Below are 20664 nucleotides of genomic sequence, written 5' to 3'. Positions count from 1 at the left end.
TTTTTCATCTCAAGATAACCTATCAACACTCGCTCAAATCTTAATGTCACTACTGCTCTTGTATAAAAAGTGTTTAGTTCGTACAAAATTCAACGCTGCAAGTGCAACAGCCTTTAGCTGATATAAGGTAGTGTAATAATCACTTTCAGCCCTGAATGGTCCGAGCGGTTTTCAGCCCGAATCGTGCCGCCATGCTGACGAACGGCCCAATCCGCGATGGCTAGACCCAAACCAACACCTCCGGAATCGCGATCTCGGGCCTCACTGGCTCGATAAAACGGACGAAATATCTGTTCGATATCTTTTTCATCAATGCCGGGGCCATCATCTTGTACACTGATTTTAAGTGTTTGATTGGAGACTGGTTCGATCAAGAGTTCTACACGATGTTCGGCATATTTAATGGCATTGCGGCATAAATTTTCAATCGCGCTAATTAAAGCATCTGGATAACAGCGTAGCATTTTGGGGCCACGATTCTGCCATTGAAATGTTTTGCCCAATTGTCCGGCTTCAAATTGACAGTCATTCGCTAATTCTTCGAGGAGACTGTTAAGTTCTTCATCTTCCAGACCACTATCATCTAGCTGCATTCTGGACAGTCCTAATAGCGCTCGGATCATCTCTTCGAGACGCTGCGACTCTTTCTCTATTCGTGCGAGTTCATTGCTGGGACCATGTCGCTTATAGCTTAAAGCGACCGCCATGTTCAGACGGGTGAGAGGGGAGCGCAATTCATGAGAGATATCACTGAGTAACCGACGTTGATTGGTAATCGCATTTGCCATGGTTTGTGACATATTGGACAAACTTTTGGCTAGATGACCAATCTCATCACGGCGATGTAGATCGGGTAATGTGGCCGATAAATCTCCCATTGCAATCTGATTGGCTGCATGGCGCAGTTTTTTGAGAGGACGGGCGATATGCCAGGCAATGGCCATACAGGCGATCAAACTGAATATGACGAGGACTATTAAGAGTATTTCTGGGCGAGCCCTAAAGTTTTGAAGTCGTTCCATTTGTTGTGATGGCAGCGATTTAAGCAGATAGAGATGGCGAGATTCACCGCTGTGTTCATCATTAAAAGCTAAGGGGCCAAAAACGACTTGATGTTCATCTAAAATTCGTAATTTAGGCGCAAGAGGATCGGCAACACTGTATATAAAACTACGAATAGGTCCATCTAATTGTTGTAACTCTGGCTCATTGAGTAAGGTGCCATGTTGATCGGTAATGATGATCGTCGGATGTGGTGGCATTGGAAAACGAGAATGATCGTCCATCATCGGCATTCGCCGGGGTAAACCATGCTGTAATATAAAATGGGCTCCATGGAGGTCACGAGTTGCCCATCGGGGCAAAGGAAAATCGTTTTTTTGTCCTAACTGGATGATGATGAAACCGGTTGCGAGTGTTAACAGTAAAATCCCCCAAAAGGACAATAATATCTTGATAAATAGGCTGTTTACCAACAACCATAGGCGATTTACCATGCCAGCCATAAATAACCTTTCCCCCGAACTGTTTTGATGCGTGGTTGTCCGTCATCCCGATCTGGGATTTTCTTGCGAAGATTACTGACATGCATATCCAGACTCCGATCAAATGGCATGAGCTTTTTCCCCAAGACCTGTTCATTGAGTTCGGTCTTATTGAGAATTTCGCCCGGATGCCGAAGAAACTGTTCCAGTAATAGGAATTCAGTGCTGGTGAGACTCAGTGGTTGTCCTTGGTGTAAGGCTTCCTGACGTTTGGGATATATTGTGAGATCATCTTGTTCGATATGATCATCGATCGCGGCTTCATGATGCGTGCCGTTGCGGTTCATTCGTCTTAGTATCGCTTTGATCCGAGCCAACAGTTCCCGGTCACTAAAAGGTTTCGGTAAATAATCATCCGCACCCAGTTCCAGCCCCAGAACGCGATCAAATTCATCACCTTTGGCCGTGAGCATCAGTACCGGTAATTCGGGTTGTCCCTGACGTAATTCTCGCAAGACTGCAAATCCGTCTTTACCTGGCATCATGACATCGAGTAGCACTAAATCAATATCGTGTTTGGCTAAGCGGTCTAACCCCTGCTGACTATCATGACATGATTCAAATTCAAATCCTTCTAATGTAAGTAAGTCACAGAGTAGCTCTGTTAACTCTCGGTCATCATCGATCATCAGCAATTTCATAGTTGAATTTCCTCCCGTAATGCCTTCAACGGCATAATGCCCAAAGTTTAACGAATATTGTTCCTGAATGCGGTATGTTTACCGACATTTACAGTATGCGGCTTAAAAATACATGATTGCATTGCGTTTACTGACATACGCATAGGTCATTAAGTATTATACTGACTCTTTTATGAATCATTGATACGAACGATGGATGACTCTCAATATAGTCGGTTAGTCCGACAGGCCAGTTTGCTAGCGACGATCATTGCGATCACGTTACTGGTGATCAAAAGCGCGGCCTATTTACTGACGGGTGCCGTAAGTATTTTGGCTTCTCAAGTTGACTCATTGATGGATATTGGCATTTCGGTGGTCAACTTATTGGCTATTCGTTATGCATTGCGCCCTCCGGATGCAGAACACCGCTTTGGGCATGGTAAAGTAGAGCCATTGGCGGGGTTGTTACAGGCTGGTTTTATTTGTGGAACCGCAATTATTTTGCTGTATACCGGTATTGCGGCTGTGTGGACGCCGAAACCTCTGGTACAGACCTCTGTTGGGTTATTGGTAATGGCTATTTCGACGGTGTTAACATTACTTTTAATCTTTTATCAACTTTATACTGTACGCCGGACCGGGAATAGTGTGATTAAGGCCGATTCATTACATTATAGTATTGATATTTTGATGAATTTGGCGGTGATGGTGGCGTTGGTTCTGGATCGTATCGGATGGTGGTGGGCGGATGGCTTGTTCACTATTGCCATTGCGTTGTACATTTTTCGGGGCGCTTGGTCGATTGGTTTTGAAGCCTTTCAACATCTGTTGGATCGCGAACTTGATGACGACTTTAAAGATGAGATCGTGGCGACTGTTGAAGCGGTTGATGGGATCCAGGGCACACATGATTTACGAACCCGACAATCAGGACAGATTATCTTTATTCAAATTCATATTGAATTGGACGATAATCTTCCTCTGATTCAGGCGCATGCTATTGCTGAACGGGTTGAGCAGCAGTTGAAGAGTCGTTGGCCTAAATCTGATATATTAATCCATCAGGATCCATTATCGGTGATTGGCAAAGAACCATCACTGGATTTCCAAACAACTTAGGTTGGAGTAAAACAATTACTATGGCGTTAACTCGGCAACAGATATGGGAGATCATCCGCGAAGAAGCTTATCAATTTACACTTGATGAGCCGATGTTGGGGAGCTTTTTCCATGCAACGTTACTTAATCACAAAAATTTGCGTTCCGCTCTGAGTTTTCAGCTCGCCAGTAAACTGGATAGTACCACGGTGCAGTCGATTGTACTGCGGGAAATCATCGAGGAAGCCTGCCGGGCCGATATTGATATTCTTGATGCAGCGGCTGCCGATATTGAAGCCGTTGTAGAACGTGATCCGGCTGTGACTCAATATTCAGTACCATTATTGTATCTCAAAGGGTTCCATGCCATTCAAGGATATCGGGTAGCTCATTGGTTATGGCAACATAATCGAAAAGCATTAGCGAGTTATCTGCAGAATCAGATTTCTGTCGTGTTTGGGGTCGATGTTCATCCGGCGGCTACGATTGGACGGGGAATTATGTTCGATCATGCAACCGGAATTGTCGTTGGAGAAACCGCAGTTATTGAAGATGATGTGTCGGTGCTGCAGTCGGTAACCTTGGGGGGAACCGGGAAAGAAGGCGGTGATCGCCATCCTAAAATCCGCCGAGGGGTGATGATTGGTGCCGGCGCTAAAATTCTGGGTAATATCGAAGTTGGATCCGATGCTAAAGTTGGAGCTGGTAGCGTTGTTCTGCAATCTGTTCCCCCTCATACCACGGTAGCGGGCGTTCCAGCTCGGATCGTGGGACGACCGGATTGTGATTGCCCCGCCATTGGAATGAGTCAGTCACTTTAGTTCAGATATCACTGGGCTGCGATAAAGATGACTCTGTTTTACGGATTAAACTAAAACGGGGGCATTCTCCATCCGCTGTGGTGGCGGGTTGATTAAAGAGTGCCAGTGGTCTGACCCAGAGTTGACGCTGGCCATAACAAGGGCGATATAAAACTAGCAATTCTTCGGTTTCACTGTGATGGACCACATCTAAAACTTCGTACAAATTTCCTTTAAAATGTTGATAGAGGCCAGGAACAGGAATGCTGTTTGATTTTTCATCATCTGATGGAACGGTCATCGGGTTCTCCTTGTTGCCTTGTGAAGACAAGGGTATGCTGCAAGTGGGCCTTTGTCATGGCTTTTGAATTTGATTCTTATATTCGGGCATTGCGATTAAAATTACGGGAGCATCTATGTCGTTCGAATTACTTGAAGAACTGGAAGCTAAAATCCAGACTGCGGTTGAAAATATTGAGCTGTTACGTATGGAAATTGATGATTTAAAAGAACAGAACAGCAAATTAAGTGACGAAAACAACCGTCTGACCCAAGAGCAACAAGCTTGGCAAGAGCGATTGAAATCGTTGCTGGGACGTATGAATAATATCAATTCGGACGGTGAATGATCATCAATCACTTAGCCACTGTCTGCTGACGGTGGCTTTGCTGTTGAGTGCTGATATTCAATTATTCCAGATCCAACGGATCGGGTGAGAGAATCATCCCTGTTGTATCCGCATATAGATGATCTTCCGGTAAGAAAGTGACGCCAGCAAAATTGACTGGAATATTGATTTCGCCATGTTCATCTTCAAAATCAGCCCCTACAGGAATAGATCCCAACGCCTGAACGCCAATATCTAACTCTTCAAGCGCGTCGACATCCCGAATATAGCCGTAGACGACAATACCTTCCCAGTTATTCTCAATGGCGGCATTGGCAATGGCTTCGTCAACAAGAGCGCGTCGCATCGAGCCACCCCCATCAATAAGTAAGACTTTCCCTTCACCATCTTCTTGAACAACCTGATTGATTAATCCATTGGCTTCAAAACATTTGATGGTGACGATTGAGCCGCCAAACGATGAACGACCACCGAAGCTCACAAACATAGGGTCAACGACATCGACGGTATCCGCATAAATATCGCAAAGTTCAGATGTGTTGTATTCCATAGAGACGGTCCTGCTAACGCTGACTAATGGCCCAAGTATAACCCCTAAGTAGCCGTTTTCAATTGAAAAAATATGACGAATTTATCTTGTTGAGGTAAAAATTTATACAGAGATGAAAAAACTTGTCAAAAATAAAGAGGATAGCAGGAAAGACCGGCCCGAAGGCCGACCTTGAAGTTTATTAAAGAATAAAGCGAGTTAAATCTTCATCTTCCACCAGTTCATCAAGATGCTGATTAACATATTCCGCATTAATGGTGATGGTGTCCCCAGCATGATCGGCGGCACTAAAACTGACTTCTTCCATCAGTTTTTCCATCACGGTATGTAGTCGGCGCGCTCCGATATTTTCGGTACGCTCATTGACCTGCCAAGCCGCGTTGGCAATGCGTTCGATCCCGTCCGCTGTAAATTCAACATTGACGTTTTCAGTTTGCATCAATGCTTTGTATTGCATGGTCAGTGAAGCATTCGGTTCTGTGAGAATACTTACGAAATCGCTGGCACTGAGTGCGTTTAAGCTCACGCGGATTGGCAAACGGCCCTGTAATTCTGGAATTAAATCGGAAGGTTTGGAAACCTGAAAAGCACCCGAGGCAATGAACAGAATATGATCGGTACGGACCATTCCATGTTTGGTATTGACGGTTGAACCTTCAACTAATGGCAACAGGTCTCGTTGAACGCCTTCACGGCTGACATCTGGGCCTGAAGTTTCACCGCGTTTACAGATTTTGTCGATTTCATCTAAAAAGACAATGCCGTTATTTTCAACGGCTGCCAGTGCTTTTTCTTTGAGTTCTTCCGGATTTAATAGTTTTGCGGCTTCTTCTTCGATCAGTAGCTTAAAGGCATCTTTGATCTTGAGCTTGCGTTTTTTGGTGCCGTTTTGTCCACCCAGATTTTGGAACATACTCTGAAGCTGGCTGGTCATCTCTTCCATTCCAGGAGGCGCCATAATTTCAACACCGACTTGTGGCTGAGCCACATCGACTTCTATTTCTTTATCATCCAGTTCATTTTCGCGGAGTTTTTTCCGGAAGATTTGACGGGTATGGTTTTGGCTATCGGAGGTGCTGGTGGTGGTATCGTTACTCCAGCCATCTCGGGCCGGAGGGAGCAACGCATCTAAAATACGTTCTTCCGCGTGTTCTTCGGCGCGATAACGGACTTTTTCCATTTCGTGTTCACGGGTCATTTTCATGGCCACATCGGCCAGATCACGAATGATGGTATCCACTTCTTTACCAACGTAGCCCACTTCGGTGAATTTAGTTGCTTCGATTTTGATAAATGGTGCCCGAGCTAATTTAGCCAGACGACGGGCGATTTCGGTTTTACCTACCCCGGTGGGGCCAATCATCAAAATGTTTTTCGGAGTTACTTCCTGACGTAGTTCAGGGTCAAGTTGCATTCGTCGCCAGCGATTACGCAGTGCGATCGCAACCGCGCGTTTGGCTTCAGACTGGCCAACAATATGGCGGTCTAATTCCGAGACAATTTCTCGTGGAGTCATTTCAGACATGTCAGAATCCTGTAATCGATAGTTAGGCTATGTCAAGCTCTTCAATAGTTTGATTCGTATTGGTGTAAATACAAATGCCACCTGCGATCGTCAAACTTTTTTGAACAATGTCATGCGCGTTTAAATCTGTATTTTCAAGTAAGGCGAGTGCAGCTGCTTGAGCGTAAGGACCTCCCGATCCCATGGCAATCAGATCGTGTTCGGGTTGGAGCACGTCGCCATTACCGGTAATAATAAGAGACGCCGTTTTGTCTGCGACAGCCAGCAATGCTTCGAGTCGACGTAAGGCCCGATCAGTTCGCCAGTCTTTTGCCAGTTCAACGGCTGCACGCATCAACTGTCCTTGGTGCATCTCTAATTTCGCTTCAAAACGCTCAAACAGGGTAAAAGCATCGGCAGTTCCTCCCGCAAAACCAGCGAGTACCTGGCCGTTATAGAGTCTGCGTACCTTACGGGCATTGCCTTTCATAACGGTATTGCCAAGTGAGACCTGACCATCACCACCGATAACTACTTTATTGCCGCGTCGAACGGATACGATTGTTGTCACAATAAACCTCTCTGTTGCAAATAAGATCAGTAACTGATCTGCAGATATACCTGCTGATATGGGGGGGATTCAGCTCTTTTTCAAGAGCAAAGCGAAAATGTCCCAGACTGGGCGCTAAACAGCGCTGATTTTTATCGAGATCTTAAGCAAGAGCATCAACCTCCATGGTTGATGCTCGCGAAAGCTAGCGGTGTAGGCTGTGTCGGTATCGGCAAAACAGCCCTTTAATGAACAAAGATTGAAGGAAGATCAATCCCAAGTCCAATACCAGATTTGACAGGTATTGATGTTGTTTCGTTCCAGTAGATGGCGATCGCTTTCGGCTTTACGGCGAGTGTCATAAGGTCCGAGCACGACTTTAAACCAAGCCCCTTTTTTCCCTTCACTGCGGCGGACCTGACTGGATAATCCGGAAAATGCAATTTTGGCTTTCATGGTTTCCGCATCACTGCGATTGCGAAAGGCTGCACATTGCATTTGATAACGATGTTCGGATTTTTCTCGTTTAGGTACTTTGACTTTGACCTGCTTATTTTCCAGCTCACGAATATAATCCGGTTCTTTGGGTTGCTTCGGTAAGGGTTTCACCTGGACGGGAGCCGGTGCTTTGGGAACGACAGCCGCGGGTAATGGCGCAGGAGCTTTTGCCGAGTTTTTTATATGCCAGAGGACCCCTACGAATGCAGCAATCGCCACAACCAGAATAATGACGGCCAAAATAGGCAAGCGTCGACTGGGGGGCGGGGTGGGTTTCCGCCCTTTTTTGTTGGGTGAAGGCTTACGCCCGACATAGTCCCGTGCCATGAATTACATTCGCTCTAATGTTTGGATCCCGAGCAGGCCGAGCCCCCGTTGGATGACTTTGGCACTCAGGGCTGCCAGCTGTAGTCGAGATTGTTTGAGTTTTTCCTCAGCGGATAACATTGGGCATGCTTCGTAGAAACTCATAAATAAACCACATAATTCGTAAAGATAATTACAGAGCATGTGTGGCATTCCTTTCGCAGCCACCTGATGCACGGTTTCATTAAATTGAATAAGTTTCTGAGCCAGAGCAATTTCTTGTTCTTGTTCAAGATAAAGTGGGGCCTGTAGTGAATCCATCGCTATGGCGGATTTACGGAAGATTGCAGCGATTCGGGCATAAGCATATTGTAAATAAGGCGCTGTATTTCCGTTGAATGCCAACATGTTATCCCAGTCGAAAATATAATCAGTCGTTCTGTTTTTGGACAGATCTGCATATTTGACCGAGGCAATGGCGATCGTCCGCGTCACTTCGGCCAATTCCTGTTCGGTTAGGTCGGTATCGCGGGTTGCTAATAATTCTGTGGCTCTGGATTCAGCTTCATCCAGCAGATCAACGAGTTTGACCGTACCGCCACTACGCGTTTTAAACGGACGTCCATCTTTGCCCAGCATCATACCGAAAGCATGGTGTTCTAAAGGAATTGTTTCGGGAACATAGCCCGCTTTTCGCACAATGGTCCAAGCTTGCATCAGGTGCTGGTGTTGGCGCGAGTCGATAAAATATAAGACGCGATCAGCGCCTAGCGTTTCATAACGATATTTAGCACAGGCGATATCCGTGGTGGTGTATAGGTATCCCCCATCTTTTTTTCGGATAATAACGCCCATTGGATCGCCATCTTTATTTTTAAACTCCGGCAGAAATACGACCGTGGCACCATGATCTTCCTCGGCAATGTGACGTTGCAGCAGATCGTCGACAATGCCGGGTAACATGTCATTATAAAGGCTTTCACCCATCACATTTTGTTTGGTGAGGGAAACGCCTAATCGATCATAGACGGATTGGTTATGATTGAGCGTAATATCGACCAGTTTTCGCCAGAGCGTATTGCAGTATTCGTCACCGCCTTGTAGTCGCACCACATAGTTGCGAGCACGTTCTGCAAAGACTTCATCACTGTCATAACGTTGTTTGGCTTCCCGGTAAAATTCTTCCAGATTGGCCAGACTGATGTGGGTGGGATCCAGCCCTTGTTGCTGAGCGACATCTTCTAAGTTGGCAATCAGCATCCCAAACTGGGTTCCCCAGTCCCCGATGTGATTGGCTCGGATGACTTTATTACCCAAAAATTCCAGTGTTCGAACCACAGCATCCCCGATGATGGTGGAGCGGATATGGCCAACGTGCATCTCTTTGGCAACATTCGGAGCGGAGTAATCTACGACGATGGTTTGATGTTGATCTTGTTGTACACCCAGCGTGGCGGAATGGGACATCTGTTCGACTTGAGAGGCAAGCCAGTTGCTATTCAGATAAAAGTTGATAAATCCGGGACCGGCAATTTCTGTTTTTTCAACCAGATCAGAGGTCGGTAGATGTTCGATAATCATTTGGGCGAAGTCTCGGGGTTTCATCCCGGCGGCTTTGGCATTGACCATCGCTACGTTAGTCGCTAAATCCCCGTGAGTTTTATCTCGGGTCTTGTCCACCATGATCTGCGCACTCAGGTTGGCAGGGAGTAATTGCCGTTGTTTGAGTTGAGAAATTGTTTCTTCAAGAAGTTGTTGGATGCGCTCTTTCATAGCTGGACAGTACCTGTTTGGCTTTTTGGCAATAGTTCAAAATTCAGGCCGGGTATTTTAGCGATAATTGCCGCTAAACACTACTGCTCATTACAGCATATCAATGGGATCGACATCAATTGACCAGCGAACCCGTTGTGCACAAGGTGTATTTTCTAGCCAATGTGCCAGATGGTGGAGTAACTGATGAAGCCTGACGCGTTGATGGGCCTGCAGTAATTGTTGCATCCGTAATTTCCCGGCCCGTTTGGGCAAAGCGGATTCGGTAACGGGAAAGATCCAACACTGATGATCGCTCAGCGAACGTTCAAACGCTTCTAATTGCTCGCTGAATTGCTGGATTTTTTCTGAATGAGAGGTTTCGAATCGGATCAGAGCCTGATAACTAAACGGTGGTAATTCGGTTTGCTGACGTTCTCTTAAGGCAAATTGGGCAAAATGCGTATAGCCATTGTTGATTAAATCCTGCAGGAGTTCATGCTCCGGATGGTGTGTTTGAAGCATGACGGTACCTTTTAATCCGGCGCGTCCGGCACGCCCCGCAACTTGAATAAATAACTGTGCGAGTCGTTCGGCTGCTCGAAAATCACTACTAAACAGCGCGTGATCAATATCGATGATGGCGACTAAGGTTACGTTAGGAAAATGATGGCCTTTGGCCAACATTTGCGTTCCGATTAAAATTTGATATTCATTAGCATTGATCGCTTTTAGCATGGTTTCTAAAGCGCCTTTGCGGCGGGTACTGTCTCGATCAATTCGAGCGATGGCATAGTCTGAAAACAGTTGTTTCAGCTCTTGTTCGAGTTGTTCTGTGCCCAGTCCGGTGGTGACCAGTTGTGTGGATCCGCAATGCTGGCATTGCTGCGGGATCGGGCGCTGACTGCCGCAATGGTGACAGGCCAGATGGGCGGGTTGTTGGTGCACCGTATAAAAGCGTTCGCAGCGGGGGCACTCGACGACTTCTCCACATTCATGGCAAAGCAGGGCCGGGGCATATCCGCGGCGGTTCAGAAAGAGCATGACCTGTTGCCCATTTTTCAATGTTTGCTGCATGGCTTGGAGAAGCTGGGGAGATAACCCCGCCCGCAGGGGCTGGTTTTTAATATCGAGCAGTTGATGATGGGCTGGTTGAGCGTTTCCGGCTCGTTGGCTCAACTGAAGATAATGATAGCGGCCGGACAGGGCATTATGTAGCGATTCTAACGCCGGTGTCGCCGTTCCCATAACGATGGGAATTTGCTCCAGTTTCGCTCGCATCAGTGCCACATCCCGGGCATGATAGCGGAAGGTATCCTGTTGTTTGAAAGAACTGTCATGTTCTTCATCAATGATAATAATCCCGGGATTTTGCAATGGAGTGAATAGGGCGGATCGGGTGCCGATCACGATAGCAACTTCACCATTTTTGGCCTGTAACCAGGCATCAAGGCGCTGGCGGTCATTCATCCCGGAATGGAGAACGGCCAGTGGCAGCTCAAAACGTCGTCGAAATCGGTCGATCGTTTGCGGGGTTAATCCGATTTCGGGGACTAGGATCAGTGCTTGTTTACCCGATTTTAATAAAGGTTCCAGTACCTGCAGATAGACTTCGGTTTTTCCTGAACCGGTGACCCCTTCTAATAAGAAAGGAGTGAAAGGTGCACTCCGGTGAGTGATAGCGGCGACGGCAACGGCCTGTTGGCTATTTAGTTGGTGAGGTTGTTGCGCTAGATCTCGCCATTGCCATGGATGACTTTTGGGCATCTGCGTGACGGGTTCGATCCAGTGCTGTGATTGCATGGTGTTTAAAACGGCAGGGGTAATTTCAAGAGATGACCATTGTTCGTGGGGAAATAATGCCACTTGCTGCAACTGTTCCAGAACCTGTTTTTGGCGGGGCGCTTTTGAGGTTCGCGCTAACTGTCGCAGGCGGGTTTTCCCCTGTTCAGTGATCTGCCAGTATTTTTTGGGCACTTTTTGCGCGGGTTGTCCTTGACGTAACAAGGTGGGGAGGGCCTGAAGATAGACGTCCCCTAAGCTGTAATGATAATACTGGGCCGACCAGAGTAGTAATTTATGGATAGGCGCTGGAAGCAGCGGGCACGGATCTAACCGTTGGCCGATAGGTCGTAATTTATCGGCTGCAATATCACTGTGCTGGGGATGTTCGATGGCTATTGCAATTAATCGGCGCTGGCCAAAAGGAACTTCAAGGCGAGCCCCAATCGCTGGAAGTTCCTGATCGTCCGGTATTAAATAATCAAATGTTCGGCGTAAATGAGTCGCCACCACCACCCGCACTAATTGCAACGCGTCATCTCCTAAATCGATTTCATAATAAATGAGAGAGTAGTGTAAACAGCCCGTAAGGGGGTTACCAGTGATATTGGTTGATTGAGACGGTGAAAAAAACAGCAATAATTCATCAAAACTCGTTGCTAGAATAGTTAAGATCGGCTAACATGCGCGCCCTGATAGAGTGTTCACTCAATTTTATAATGTTTCGTGTGGTGTCTGACTTCGGGTTGGATAGCGACACGGCCTAATTGTGAGGTTTCCCATGAAAACTGGTATTCATCCAGAATATGAAGAACTTGTTGCAACTTGTTCTTGCGGTAACGTAATCAAAACTCGCTCAACTCGTGTTGGCGCAATCAGCTTGGACGTTTGTGACAAATGTCATCCATTCTATACTGGTAAACAACGTGTTGTTGATACCGGTGGTCGTGTGGATCGCTTCAACAAACGTTTCGGTAAATTTGCTAAATAATGACCGAGTTTGCCGGAAACCCATTCATGATCCAGTTATGATGAATACCGTTCTCCGGAATGTAAAAAAGCCGATAATCGAAAGATTGTCGGTTTTTTTATGTGATTTTTTCGATGGGGAACATCCAGTGCGTAAAATGCTTTGGAAATAAAGAAGCCTCTATTAATGAAGAGACTTCTTTAGATGATTAATGAACTGAAATGATTCAGGAAACTTCACTACTGGTCCGTACGGGTTGGGGGTAGTCGTGGAATCCCAGCGAGTCTGACAATGAAGATGCAGCCTGATGCAGCATCGATACATATTCATCTCGACGGCTTTGTTCAAAGCGGATGGTCGGAAATGAAATACTCAGCCCGGCAATGACCACCCCAAATCGGTCAAATACTGGAACGGCCAGACATCTTAGTCCTTCTTCTTGTTCTTCACGGTCTTCACCGACGACTTCATCACGTACTTTTGCGAGTTCTTCTATGAATTGTTCGACATCGGTGATGGTGTTGTTTGTATGCGCGATGAATTCAACATCTTTAAGAGCATCACGGACAAAAGCTTCATCTCGGTAAGCCAGCAGTACTTTCCCGATCCCTGTGCTGTAGAGTGGATTTCGACGCCCTACTCGTGAGTACATACGCAAATTGTAACGGGAATCAATTTTATGGATATAAATAATCGCATCTTCATCGAGTGCCCCCAAATGCATGGCTTCACCGGTTTTAGTCGCCAGTTCTCGCATTTTTTTATCGGCTAAAGAGATGAGTTCGACATGTTCCAAGGCTTTAGAGCCTAATTCGAATAGTTTTAAGGTGAGGGTATATTTTTCAGTATCGTCTTCCTGAGAAACGTAACCTGCCATCTTCATCGTTTGTAAGAACCGATAGACCGTGCTTTTTGACATCATCAGTCGCTGGGCAATTTCCGTAATTCCTATCTCTCGTTGTTCTGCCAGAGCCTGAAGGATGCCAAACACTTTGAGTACCGATGAAACCGGTTCAACCTGTTTTGTTGCTCCCATAAATAGCTACCTTTTCCTGTTTTGAGCATGTTATTAGTTGTTCTCTATTATAGAGGTGGTTGAAAAGATTATCTATGTCACATTTCATATTTTATAAAACGTGATTTTATCAAAACCCGAAAAGTTGTGAGCCAGTTCTCTATCTTAAAACCAAAATTAAAACAATATTTCATAAACGTTGAAATGATGGTTCTTTGAACTTATATTAGTAACCATTAGATACGTCGGATGTAAGACGTTTTTCGAATATATATGGAAAAGGGGTTATATATGATTTTGGATAGTTTCGATTTAGCCGGAAAAGTCGCCATTGTGACTGGCTGCGATACAGGCTTGGGTCAGGGAATGGCACTTGGTTTAGCTGAAGCTGGATGTTCGATTGCCGGGATCAATATTGTAGAACCGACAGAAACAAAAACTATGATGGAAAAAGCAGGTCATAAATTCCTCGATATTCATGCCAACATGGCTGAAATAGATCAATTCGATAGTCATATTGATCGAGTTCTGAGTGAATATGGCCATGTTGATGTTTTGGTAAATAACGCGGGTATTATTCGTCGTGAAGACGCTTTAAACTTTACAGAGAAAGACTGGGATGATGTCATGAATCTCAATATTAAATCTGTATTCTTTATGTCTCAGGCGATTGCGAAGCAGTTTGTTAAACAAGGTAATGGCGGCAAAATCATTAATATCGCCTCGATGTTATCTTTCCAGGGGGGAATTCGAGTCCCATCGTACACTGCCTCTAAAAGTGGTGTCATGGGGGTTACCCGCTTGTTAGCGAACGAATGGGCCAAATATAATATTAATGTGAATGCGATTGCCCCTGGCTATATGGCTACGAATAATACCGCAGCACTGAGAGCTGATAATGATCGTTCCAGCGAAATCTTGGATCGTATTCCAGCCGGACGTTGGGGAACTCCTCGAGACGTTGCGGCGCCGGCTGTCTTTTTAGCTTCAGCTGCTTCTGACTACATTAATGGTTATACCATTGCCGTTGATGGGGGCTGGTTAGCCCGTTAAAATCTCCAAAATTGATGTTCAATTACAGTCAATTGGTTGCCGCTTTGTTTAGATAAGGCGGCTTTTTTGTAGGGAACTTTTTTATGTGGCAGGACTCTACTTTTATAGAGAAATGTGATATAGACAGAGTTTGGCAATCCCTATTGCCCGTGGTAAACTAAATATGAGTTTTTAGGTCTTTATCCAATAAACGTGATGTTGAGGTTTAGTGATGAGCGATAATTTAACGTCTATGGCTTTAGTCCCCCAAGGGAGTATTGAAGCTTACATTCAGACCGTTAACAGCATTAAAATGCTGACGGAGGAAGAAGAAAAGGCGTTGGCTCTTCGTTGGTGGGAGCATGGCGATTTGAAAGCAGCTCGCCAGCTGGTTATGTCTCATTTGCGTTTTGTCGTGCATATTGCCAGAAATTATTCCGGTTACGGTTTGCCTCAATCAGACTTGATTCAGGAAGGCAATATCGGGTTGATGAAAGCGGTAAAACGTTTTGATCCCCATCATGGAGTCCGACTGGTTTCTTTTGCCGTCCATTGGATTAAAGCAGAAATTCATGAATATGTATTGCGCAACTGGCGTGTTGTAAAAATTGCGACCACTAAAGCGCAACGTAAACTATTTTTTAATCTACGCAAGTCGAAAAAACGGCTGGGTTGGTTCAGTCAAGATGAAATCTCTACCGTTGCCAATGAATTGGGGGTTTCGACTCGAGAAGTCGAAGAGATGGAGTCGCGCATGGCTGCGCAGGATCAGGCTTTTGATGTGAGCGTGGATGATGATAGCGAAGGAAGTTTTGCTCCGGTTCAGTATTTGGAAGACAAAACATCCGATGTTGCTCAAGGCATTGAAAACGATAACTGGGAAGTTCATGCCGCTAATCGGTTGTCTGCGGCGTTAAATACGCTCGACGATCGCAGCCAGCATATTGTGACTCGTCGTTGGTTGGATGATGACAAAGCCACGTTGCAGGAACTTGCTGATGAATATCAGGTTTCGGCTGAACGAATTCGTCAGCTTGAAAAAAATGCGTTGAAAAAATTACGTCAGTCTATGCAGTTATAATTATTGTGATTTGTTTCCTAAAGCCTCGCTATTGCGGGGCTTTTTCATATCTGGAATATTATGACTCAAGAGGCTATGTTTGAGACGGTTGAACGTCTGTGATTGTTCCGTGAGCTGAGTGAATTAGATAAAACTATTCCACGGGGTTATGGCACGATAAACGATAATACCCCTCGTGTTTTTAACGATTAGGAAATCATTGATGGATAAGGATTTTGATTTAAACCGGGTTAATTTTATTGTCGATAATGAAGGGCGTCAGCAAGCGGCGATTATCCCTATTGATATGTATCATCAGTTGCAGGCACTGCAAAGTTTGATCAATCCGGAAGCGGTCCAGGAAAAAATTCAGGCTGATTTTCAGTTTGAGGTTAAACGGGCCAGTGCTTATGGGTATCCGGCGGGAAGTAAAAGTCGTCCTCAGTTTGTCGTCACCAAGGGCTCAACGGCCAATCTGGGATTAACCGAGTCCATGCGCCCGGCGGTTCGTGAACTTCGAGAACAGTTGCTTCGAGAACATGTGCTCGTAGAAACAGAACAAGGATATGAGTTTTTACGGGATCATCAGTTTGCGAGTCCCAGTTTGGCCGCATGTCTTATTGCCGGAAATGCCCGAAGTGGTTTGGATGCCTGGAAAGATCAATGGGGGCGGTCATTAAAAGATCGGGGATATGGCAAAAAACGCCCTAAAATAGTCCGACGTTCCTAAATGAACTTCACAACCTTTGATGCAGAACATTTATTATTTTATTGACTTGGATTTCATCGCTTCTTTGCTGGATAAATATGCTAGGATCGCGGCAATTACAGGATTTAAGGTTAGTTAACGAAGGTTGATGTGATGAATGAGAAGTTGGCTTTTCGGTTTGCTGAAGTGACCGAAGCTGCTGCGCTGGCCGGATATCAGTGGTTAGGCCGTGGTAATAAAAATGAAGCTGATGGCGCCGCCGTTGCGGCGATGAGAGAACAGCTGAATGACATGCCGATCGATGGCGAAATCGTGATTGGTGAAGGGGAAATTGATGAGGCCCCTATGCTCTACATCGGAGAGCGCATCGGTATGGGGGGCGACATTGTTGAAATTGCGGTTGATCCGATTGAAGGAACCCGAATGACAGCAATGGGGCAAAGCAATGCGATCACGGTTCTGGCTGCCGGTGAAAAAGATTGTTTCTTGCGGGCTCCTGATATGTACATGGAAAAATTAGTGGTGGGTCCCAAGGCGAAAGGGATGATTGATCTTAATCTGTCCTTGATGGATAACTTACAGCGGATCGCGGATGTACTGGAAAAACCACTGGCAAACTTAACGGTGGTGACATTAGCCAAGCCTCGTCATGATCATTTGATTGAATCGCTTTATCAACAAGGTGTGCGAGTGTTTGCTATTCCGGATGGGGATGTCGCTGCGTCGATCTTAACGTGTATTGAGCAGAGTGATGTCGACGTGATGTATTGTATCGGTGGGGCACCTGAAGGTGTGGTTTCTGCGGCAGTTGTTAGGGCGCTGGGCGGTGATATGCAAGCCCGTTTGTTACCTCGGGATCAGGTAAAAGGTTCTTCAGTTGAAAATCAGCAAATCGCAGCGACTGAAATTCATCGCTGTCAAATGCAAGGGTTAGAAGTCAATCAAGTTTTGACGTTATCGCAGTTAGTGAGTTCGGATCGGGTTATTTTTTCTGCAACCGGTATTACTCAAGGGGATTTACTGCGAGGGATCTGGCGAGATGGTCAGGGGCGGTTAAACACAGAAACCCTCGTTGTTGATGGGATTACCAAAGTACAGCGTCGGATCCAGTCGGTGCATATGGCGAGTCGTGAACTTTAAAAGTTTGGAGTGTGCATGAGTCAATCGTCAACTGAATGTCGGGCTGGATGTGGGGCGTGCTGCATTGCCCCAAGTATTACTTCTCCGATCCCTGGAATGCCTGACGGAAAACCCGCAGGTGTTCGGTGCATTCAGTTAGATGACCATAATCTTTGCAAATTGTTTGGAAAACCGGAGCGTCCTGCCGTCTGCCTTCGATTCCAGTTTAGTGACTGGGTGTGTGGTGAAACTCGAGAACAGGCGTTGCGGATCCTCAATGAATTAGAAGTGATCACTCGAATTAACGAATAAATTGGTGTGGGTCTTCAACACCGGATTTATAGCGGATCTGAAAATACAGGGTTGGTTGTTCTTGGCCCCCTGTATTTCCGACCGTGGCAATAGGTTGTCCCCGGCTCACTTTGTCACCGACCTGATGCAGCAGTGATTGATTGTATCCGTATAGACTCAGATAATGATGGCCGTGGTTAAGTGCGATCACTAACCCATATCCTCGAAGCCAATCGGCAAATACCACCTGACCGTCAGCTATCGCTTTGACCGGTGTTCCCAATTTGGCCTGCAATACAACGCCATCCCAGCGGTTACCGCCTAGCTGGAGTGAGTGATAATCGTGAATAATTTTACCGGTAACCGGCCAGTTTAACTGATGATGAGTGAGGCCAGAGAGTTGCACTTCCGGAATTGCATTTTCAGCCAGTTCTCTGGCCAGATAAGCCTTGGCCTGATTAAGTTGTTCTGTTTTTAACCGGCTATTGGCGAGTAAACGATTGGTTTGTTTCGCCGTATGCTGACGTTTTTGCTGTTGCTTCGCCAGTTGATTTTGGAGCTGTTTTTGGTCAGCTAACAATTGATTGAGTGATTCCAGTCGTTGTTGCTGTTGCTGTTGGTTTTGGGTTAATTGCTGCGTTGTTTGTTCCAGTGCTTTAATTTGCTCGAGCCGGGCTTGTGTCAGGTACTGATAATAGCCCATCATTCGTTCAAGTTGAGCCGTTTTATTTTGATTGAGTAGCATTTTTAAATAACTACCCTGGCCCATTTGATAGGCGGCAATCATGTTCTGTCGTAATAACTGTCGTTGCTGCTGTTGCTGTTGCTGCAGTGTTTGGGCTTGAGATTTGAGTTGATCGAGCTGCTGTTGATGTTGAATGATTTCTTGTTGGGTCCGGGCTACTTTTTGAGTTTGCCGGGCGATCTGTAATTCATCCGATTTCAGTTGCTTTTCCAATCGGGCTAACAACTTTTGGGCTCGTTTGGTGACCTGATGAGTTTTTCCTAGTTCTTTTGTTACACTATCCAGTTGCTCTTGGCTGACTTCATCTGCAGCCACTGAAAAGCTGACGAAAGGCCATATAAAAGTGCCAGCGACGAAGCTGGCACAAATCAACTGTAATAGTTGTTTCTTAATACGCATCATAAGCGCATTATTTCAGAACCACTAGCGAGTGACCAGTCATTTCCGCTGGAATTTCTTCTCCCATCAGCGTCAACATGGTGGGGGCGATATCACTAAGGCGTCCATTTTCTTTCATAGTGGCTTCACGGCCAACATAAATAAATGGAACGGGCAAGTTGGTATGAGCAGTATGGATACCCCCGGTTTTTGGGTCAACCATTTGTTCTGCGTTACCGTGGTCGGCTGTAATTAAACATTCGCCACCGACTTCTTCCAATGCTTCAACGACCCGACCAATGCTCTGATCGACGGCTTCACAGGCTTTAACGGCCGCTTCCATGACTCCAGTATGACCAACCATGTCACCATTTGGATAGTTACAGATGATGACATCGTATTTGCCACTCTTAATCGCGGCCACCATCTTATCGGTCAGCTCTTTAGAGCTCATTTCAGGTTGCAGGTCATAGGTCGCAACTTGTGGTGAAGGGACGATTTCACGATCTTCACCTTGGAATGGATCTTCTTTACCGCCGTTAAAGAAGAAAGTGACATGTGCATATTTTTCTGTTTCAGAAATACGCAGCTGCGTTTTGCCTTTTTTCTCTAACCATTCACCCAGCGTGTTGACTAAATCTTCAGGGGGATAGGCACATGTGGTATGGATGTCGGCCGCATATTGAGTCAGCATTACAAATTCACAGGCAGGACGAACATCACGAGCGAATCCTGTGAAGTCAGTATCTACGAAAGCGCGAGTAATTTCACGAGCTCGGTCAGCACGGAAGTTCATGAAAATAACCGCATCGCCATCGGCGATGGCTGCTGTATCGCCAATGCGAGTCGCTTTCACAAATTCATCGTTTTCATCACGTGCATAAGCGGCGGCTAAGCCTTCGGTTGCTGAGGCAGCGCTAAATTCAGCTTTACCTTGGGTCAATAAATCATAAGCTGATTGAACCCGGTCCCAACGATTATCTCGGTCCATTGCATAATAACGGCCGACTAAGCTAGCAAAACGGCCTTTGCCGACTTCTTTAAATTTAGCTTCAAATTTATCGATAGACCCCTGGGCACTTCGAGGTGGAGTATCACGTCCATCTAAAAAGCCATGTACATAGATGGTTTCAGCACCTTGTTTAGCGGCGAGTTCAACCATTGCCATCATGTGGTTTTCATGGCTGTGTACACCACCGGGAGACAGCAGGCCTAAAATATGGACGGCTTTTCCTGCCGCTGCGGCTTTTTCAACGGCTGAAGTGAGGACTGGATGTTTGAAGAAAGTCCCTTCAGCAATATCTTTATCGATGCGAGTCAGATCTTGATAGACGATGCGGCCTGCACCAATATTGGTATGGCCAACTTCAGAGTTACCCATCTGTCCATCTGGAAGACCGACATCGAGACCTGAACCAGAAATGATAGTGCTGGCTTTGGTGGCCGCTAGACGGTCCAGAACGGGAGTATTTGCTTGAGCCACGGCATTGTTGGCACTATCAGCACGATAGCCCCAACCATCCATAATGATAAGCGCTAAAGGTTTTTTATTTGCAGACATAAAGATTACCTGTTAGTTAAATATAATTCTGATCAAATCTGCTGAAATTTTACTACATTTTGAGCCGACGTCACCTGTCTATTCTTAAAACAGATCAATATTAAAGATAATTCTTTGTTACAGAGTGTGAAATTTGGGGCAGATTGTA

Annotated in this window: 21 protein-coding genes; 9 read left to right on the top strand and 12 right to left on the bottom strand. The window is 45.8% G+C overall.

All coding sequences use genetic code 11. The annotated features are described in order from the left end of the window. Nucleotides 1-113: 113 nt before the first annotated feature. Both ABUE20_RS10445 and ABUE20_RS10440 read right to left on the bottom strand, forming a co-directional pair. Nucleotides 114-1505, bottom strand: a complete 1392-nt coding sequence (locus ABUE20_RS10445) for an ATP-binding protein (protein ID WP_408619862.1) — start codon at nt 1503-1505, stop codon at nt 114-116. Next, the gene (locus ABUE20_RS10440; RefSeq protein ID WP_408619861.1) at nt 1490-2185 is read right to left on the bottom strand and encodes a response regulator; all 696 of its coding nucleotides are present in this window, start codon (nt 2183-2185) and stop codon (nt 1490-1492) included. The genes ABUE20_RS10445 and ABUE20_RS10440 overlap by 16 nt, the downstream gene beginning before the upstream one ends. A gap of 192 nt (nt 2186-2377) precedes the next feature. Here ABUE20_RS10440 and ABUE20_RS10435 point away from each other — a divergent pair, with 192 nt between their 5' ends. Continuing rightward, nucleotides 2378-3286: a cation diffusion facilitator family transporter gene (locus ABUE20_RS10435; RefSeq protein ID WP_408619860.1), complete on the top strand. Its 909-nt coding sequence runs from the start codon at nt 2378-2380 to the stop codon at nt 3284-3286. A gap of 20 nt (nt 3287-3306) precedes the next feature. Continuing rightward, nucleotides 3307-4086 (top strand): serine O-acetyltransferase, encoded by a 780-nt coding sequence (cysE, locus tag ABUE20_RS10430; RefSeq protein ID WP_408619859.1) that lies wholly within the window; start codon nt 3307-3309, stop codon nt 4084-4086. 1 nt (nt 4087) lies between these two features. Here the strand turns inward: cysE and ABUE20_RS10425 are convergent, their stop codons facing one another. Next, nucleotides 4088-4366: a DUF1653 domain-containing protein gene (locus tag ABUE20_RS10425; protein WP_408619858.1), complete on the bottom strand. Its 279-nt coding sequence runs from the start codon at nt 4364-4366 to the stop codon at nt 4088-4090. A 115-nt stretch (nt 4367-4481) separates the two neighbouring features. Between ABUE20_RS10425 and ABUE20_RS10420 the strand changes: the two genes are divergently transcribed. After that, nucleotides 4482-4694: a cell division protein ZapB gene (locus tag ABUE20_RS10420; protein ID WP_408619857.1), complete on the top strand. Its 213-nt coding sequence runs from the start codon at nt 4482-4484 to the stop codon at nt 4692-4694. Between the two features lie 61 nt (nt 4695-4755). Here the strand turns inward: ABUE20_RS10420 and rraA are convergent, their stop codons facing one another. The 6 genes from rraA to priA all read right to left on the bottom strand — a co-directional run bounded on the left by rraA (nt 4756) and on the right by priA (nt 12167). Further along, nucleotides 4756-5244 carry a ribonuclease E activity regulator RraA gene (gene rraA / locus ABUE20_RS10415; RefSeq protein WP_408619856.1) on the bottom strand — a complete coding sequence of 163 codons (489 nt, stop codon included), beginning with the start codon at nt 5242-5244 and terminating at the stop codon, nt 4756-4758. A 181-nt stretch (nt 5245-5425) separates the two neighbouring features. Next, a complete protein-coding gene (gene hslU / locus ABUE20_RS10410; protein WP_408619855.1) occupies nt 5426-6769 on the bottom strand; it encodes an ATP-dependent protease ATPase subunit HslU in 1344 nt (447 codons plus the stop codon). 22 nt (nt 6770-6791) lie between these two features. After that, complete coding sequence (hslV, locus tag ABUE20_RS10405) at nt 6792-7319, bottom strand: ATP-dependent protease subunit HslV (RefSeq protein ID WP_408619854.1); 528 nt, start codon at nt 7317-7319, stop codon at nt 6792-6794. A gap of 249 nt (nt 7320-7568) precedes the next feature. After that, nucleotides 7569-8123, bottom strand: coding sequence for an SPOR domain-containing protein (locus ABUE20_RS10400; protein WP_408619853.1), 555 nt, complete (start codon nt 8121-8123; stop codon nt 7569-7571). A 3-nt stretch (nt 8124-8126) separates the two neighbouring features. After that, on the bottom strand, nt 8127-9875 hold the full coding sequence (gene argS / locus ABUE20_RS10395) for an arginine--tRNA ligase (protein WP_408619852.1): 1749 nt from the start codon (nt 9873-9875) through the stop codon (nt 8127-8129). Nucleotides 9876-9965: 90 nt separating this feature from the next. Then, nucleotides 9966-12167, bottom strand: a complete 2202-nt coding sequence (priA, locus tag ABUE20_RS10390) for a primosomal protein N' (protein ID WP_408619851.1) — start codon at nt 12165-12167, stop codon at nt 9966-9968. A 250-nt stretch (nt 12168-12417) separates the two neighbouring features. On the opposite strand from priA, the gene rpmE reads away from it, so the two are divergent. Next, nucleotides 12418-12627, top strand: coding sequence for a 50S ribosomal protein L31 (gene rpmE / locus ABUE20_RS10385; protein WP_408619850.1), 210 nt, complete (start codon nt 12418-12420; stop codon nt 12625-12627). Between the two features lie 205 nt (nt 12628-12832). Here rpmE and kdgR read toward each other — a convergent pair whose 3' ends face one another. Continuing rightward, nucleotides 12833-13642, bottom strand: coding sequence for a DNA-binding transcriptional regulator KdgR (gene kdgR, locus ABUE20_RS10380; protein ID WP_408619849.1), 810 nt, complete (start codon nt 13640-13642; stop codon nt 12833-12835). A 270-nt stretch (nt 13643-13912) separates the two neighbouring features. Between kdgR and kduD the strand changes: the two genes are divergently transcribed. From kduD to ABUE20_RS10355, 5 genes are all read left to right on the top strand, one after another. Next, nucleotides 13913-14674: a 2-dehydro-3-deoxy-D-gluconate 5-dehydrogenase KduD gene (gene kduD, locus ABUE20_RS10375; protein ID WP_408619848.1), complete on the top strand. Its 762-nt coding sequence runs from the start codon at nt 13913-13915 to the stop codon at nt 14672-14674. 211 nt (nt 14675-14885) lie between these two features. Then, complete coding sequence (gene rpoH / locus ABUE20_RS10370) at nt 14886-15734, top strand: RNA polymerase sigma factor RpoH (RefSeq protein ID WP_408619847.1); 849 nt, start codon at nt 14886-14888, stop codon at nt 15732-15734. Between the two features lie 202 nt (nt 15735-15936). Then, nucleotides 15937-16443: a DUF4357 domain-containing protein gene (locus ABUE20_RS10365; protein WP_408619846.1), complete on the top strand. Its 507-nt coding sequence runs from the start codon at nt 15937-15939 to the stop codon at nt 16441-16443. Between the two features lie 132 nt (nt 16444-16575). Beyond that, complete coding sequence (gene glpX, locus ABUE20_RS10360; RefSeq protein WP_408619845.1) at nt 16576-17562, top strand: class II fructose-bisphosphatase; 987 nt, start codon at nt 16576-16578, stop codon at nt 17560-17562. A gap of 15 nt (nt 17563-17577) precedes the next feature. Then, on the top strand, nt 17578-17853 hold the full coding sequence (locus ABUE20_RS10355; protein ID WP_408619844.1) for a YkgJ family cysteine cluster protein: 276 nt from the start codon (nt 17578-17580) through the stop codon (nt 17851-17853). On the opposite strand, the gene ABUE20_RS10350 is transcribed toward ABUE20_RS10355, so the two are convergent. Then, nucleotides 17843-18979 (bottom strand): murein hydrolase activator EnvC family protein, encoded by a 1137-nt coding sequence (locus ABUE20_RS10350; protein ID WP_408619843.1) that lies wholly within the window; start codon nt 18977-18979, stop codon nt 17843-17845. The genes ABUE20_RS10355 and ABUE20_RS10350 overlap by 11 nt on opposite strands. A 7-nt stretch (nt 18980-18986) precedes the next feature. Further along, on the bottom strand, nt 18987-20516 hold the full coding sequence (gene gpmM, locus ABUE20_RS10345; protein ID WP_408619842.1) for a 2,3-bisphosphoglycerate-independent phosphoglycerate mutase: 1530 nt from the start codon (nt 20514-20516) through the stop codon (nt 18987-18989). Nucleotides 20517-20664: the final 148 nt, after the last annotated feature.

It is taken from the genome of Celerinatantimonas marina, assembly GCF_046054165.1.
Classification (GTDB): Bacteria; Pseudomonadota; Gammaproteobacteria; order Enterobacterales; family Celerinatantimonadaceae; genus Celerinatantimonas.
The sequence above is the reverse complement of the archived record's forward strand: the minus strand, read 5'-3'. Positions and strand labels throughout refer to the sequence as shown.

Coding starts and splice junctions, on each gene's coding strand:
- hslU (WP_408619855.1), bottom strand. CDS start 6,769: ATGTCTGAAATGACTCCACGAGAAATTGTCTCGGAATTAGACCGCCAT.
- ABUE20_RS10355 (WP_408619844.1), top strand. CDS start 17,578: ATGAGTCAATCGTCAACTGAATGTCGGGCTGGATGTGGGGCGTGCTGC.
- rraA (WP_408619856.1), bottom strand. CDS start 5,244: ATGGAATACAACACATCTGAACTTTGCGATATTTATGCGGATACCGTC.
- cysE (WP_408619859.1), top strand. CDS start 3,307: ATGGCGTTAACTCGGCAACAGATATGGGAGATCATCCGCGAAGAAGCT.
- kduD (WP_408619848.1), top strand. CDS start 13,913: ATGATTTTGGATAGTTTCGATTTAGCCGGAAAAGTCGCCATTGTGACT.
- rpoH (WP_408619847.1), top strand. CDS start 14,886: ATGAGCGATAATTTAACGTCTATGGCTTTAGTCCCCCAAGGGAGTATT.
- ABUE20_RS10435 (WP_408619860.1), top strand. CDS start 2,378: ATGGATGACTCTCAATATAGTCGGTTAGTCCGACAGGCCAGTTTGCTA.
- kdgR (WP_408619849.1), bottom strand. CDS start 13,642: ATGGGAGCAACAAAACAGGTTGAACCGGTTTCATCGGTACTCAAAGTG.
- ABUE20_RS10440 (WP_408619861.1), bottom strand. CDS start 2,185: ATGAAATTGCTGATGATCGATGATGACCGAGAGTTAACAGAGCTACTC.
- ABUE20_RS10365 (WP_408619846.1), top strand. CDS start 15,937: ATGGATAAGGATTTTGATTTAAACCGGGTTAATTTTATTGTCGATAAT.
- argS (WP_408619852.1), bottom strand. CDS start 9,875: ATGAAAGAGCGCATCCAACAACTTCTTGAAGAAACAATTTCTCAACTC.
- ABUE20_RS10400 (WP_408619853.1), bottom strand. CDS start 8,123: ATGGCACGGGACTATGTCGGGCGTAAGCCTTCACCCAACAAAAAAGGG.
- ABUE20_RS10445 (WP_408619862.1), bottom strand. CDS start 1,505: ATGGCTGGCATGGTAAATCGCCTATGGTTGTTGGTAAACAGCCTATTT.
- ABUE20_RS10350 (WP_408619843.1), bottom strand. CDS start 18,979: ATGATGCGTATTAAGAAACAACTATTACAGTTGATTTGTGCCAGCTTC.
- glpX (WP_408619845.1), top strand. CDS start 16,576: ATGAATGAGAAGTTGGCTTTTCGGTTTGCTGAAGTGACCGAAGCTGCT.
- ABUE20_RS10425 (WP_408619858.1), bottom strand. CDS start 4,366: ATGACCGTTCCATCAGATGATGAAAAATCAAACAGCATTCCTGTTCCT.
- ABUE20_RS10420 (WP_408619857.1), top strand. CDS start 4,482: ATGTCGTTCGAATTACTTGAAGAACTGGAAGCTAAAATCCAGACTGCG.
- gpmM (WP_408619842.1), bottom strand. CDS start 20,516: ATGTCTGCAAATAAAAAACCTTTAGCGCTTATCATTATGGATGGTTGG.
- rpmE (WP_408619850.1), top strand. CDS start 12,418: ATGAAAACTGGTATTCATCCAGAATATGAAGAACTTGTTGCAACTTGT.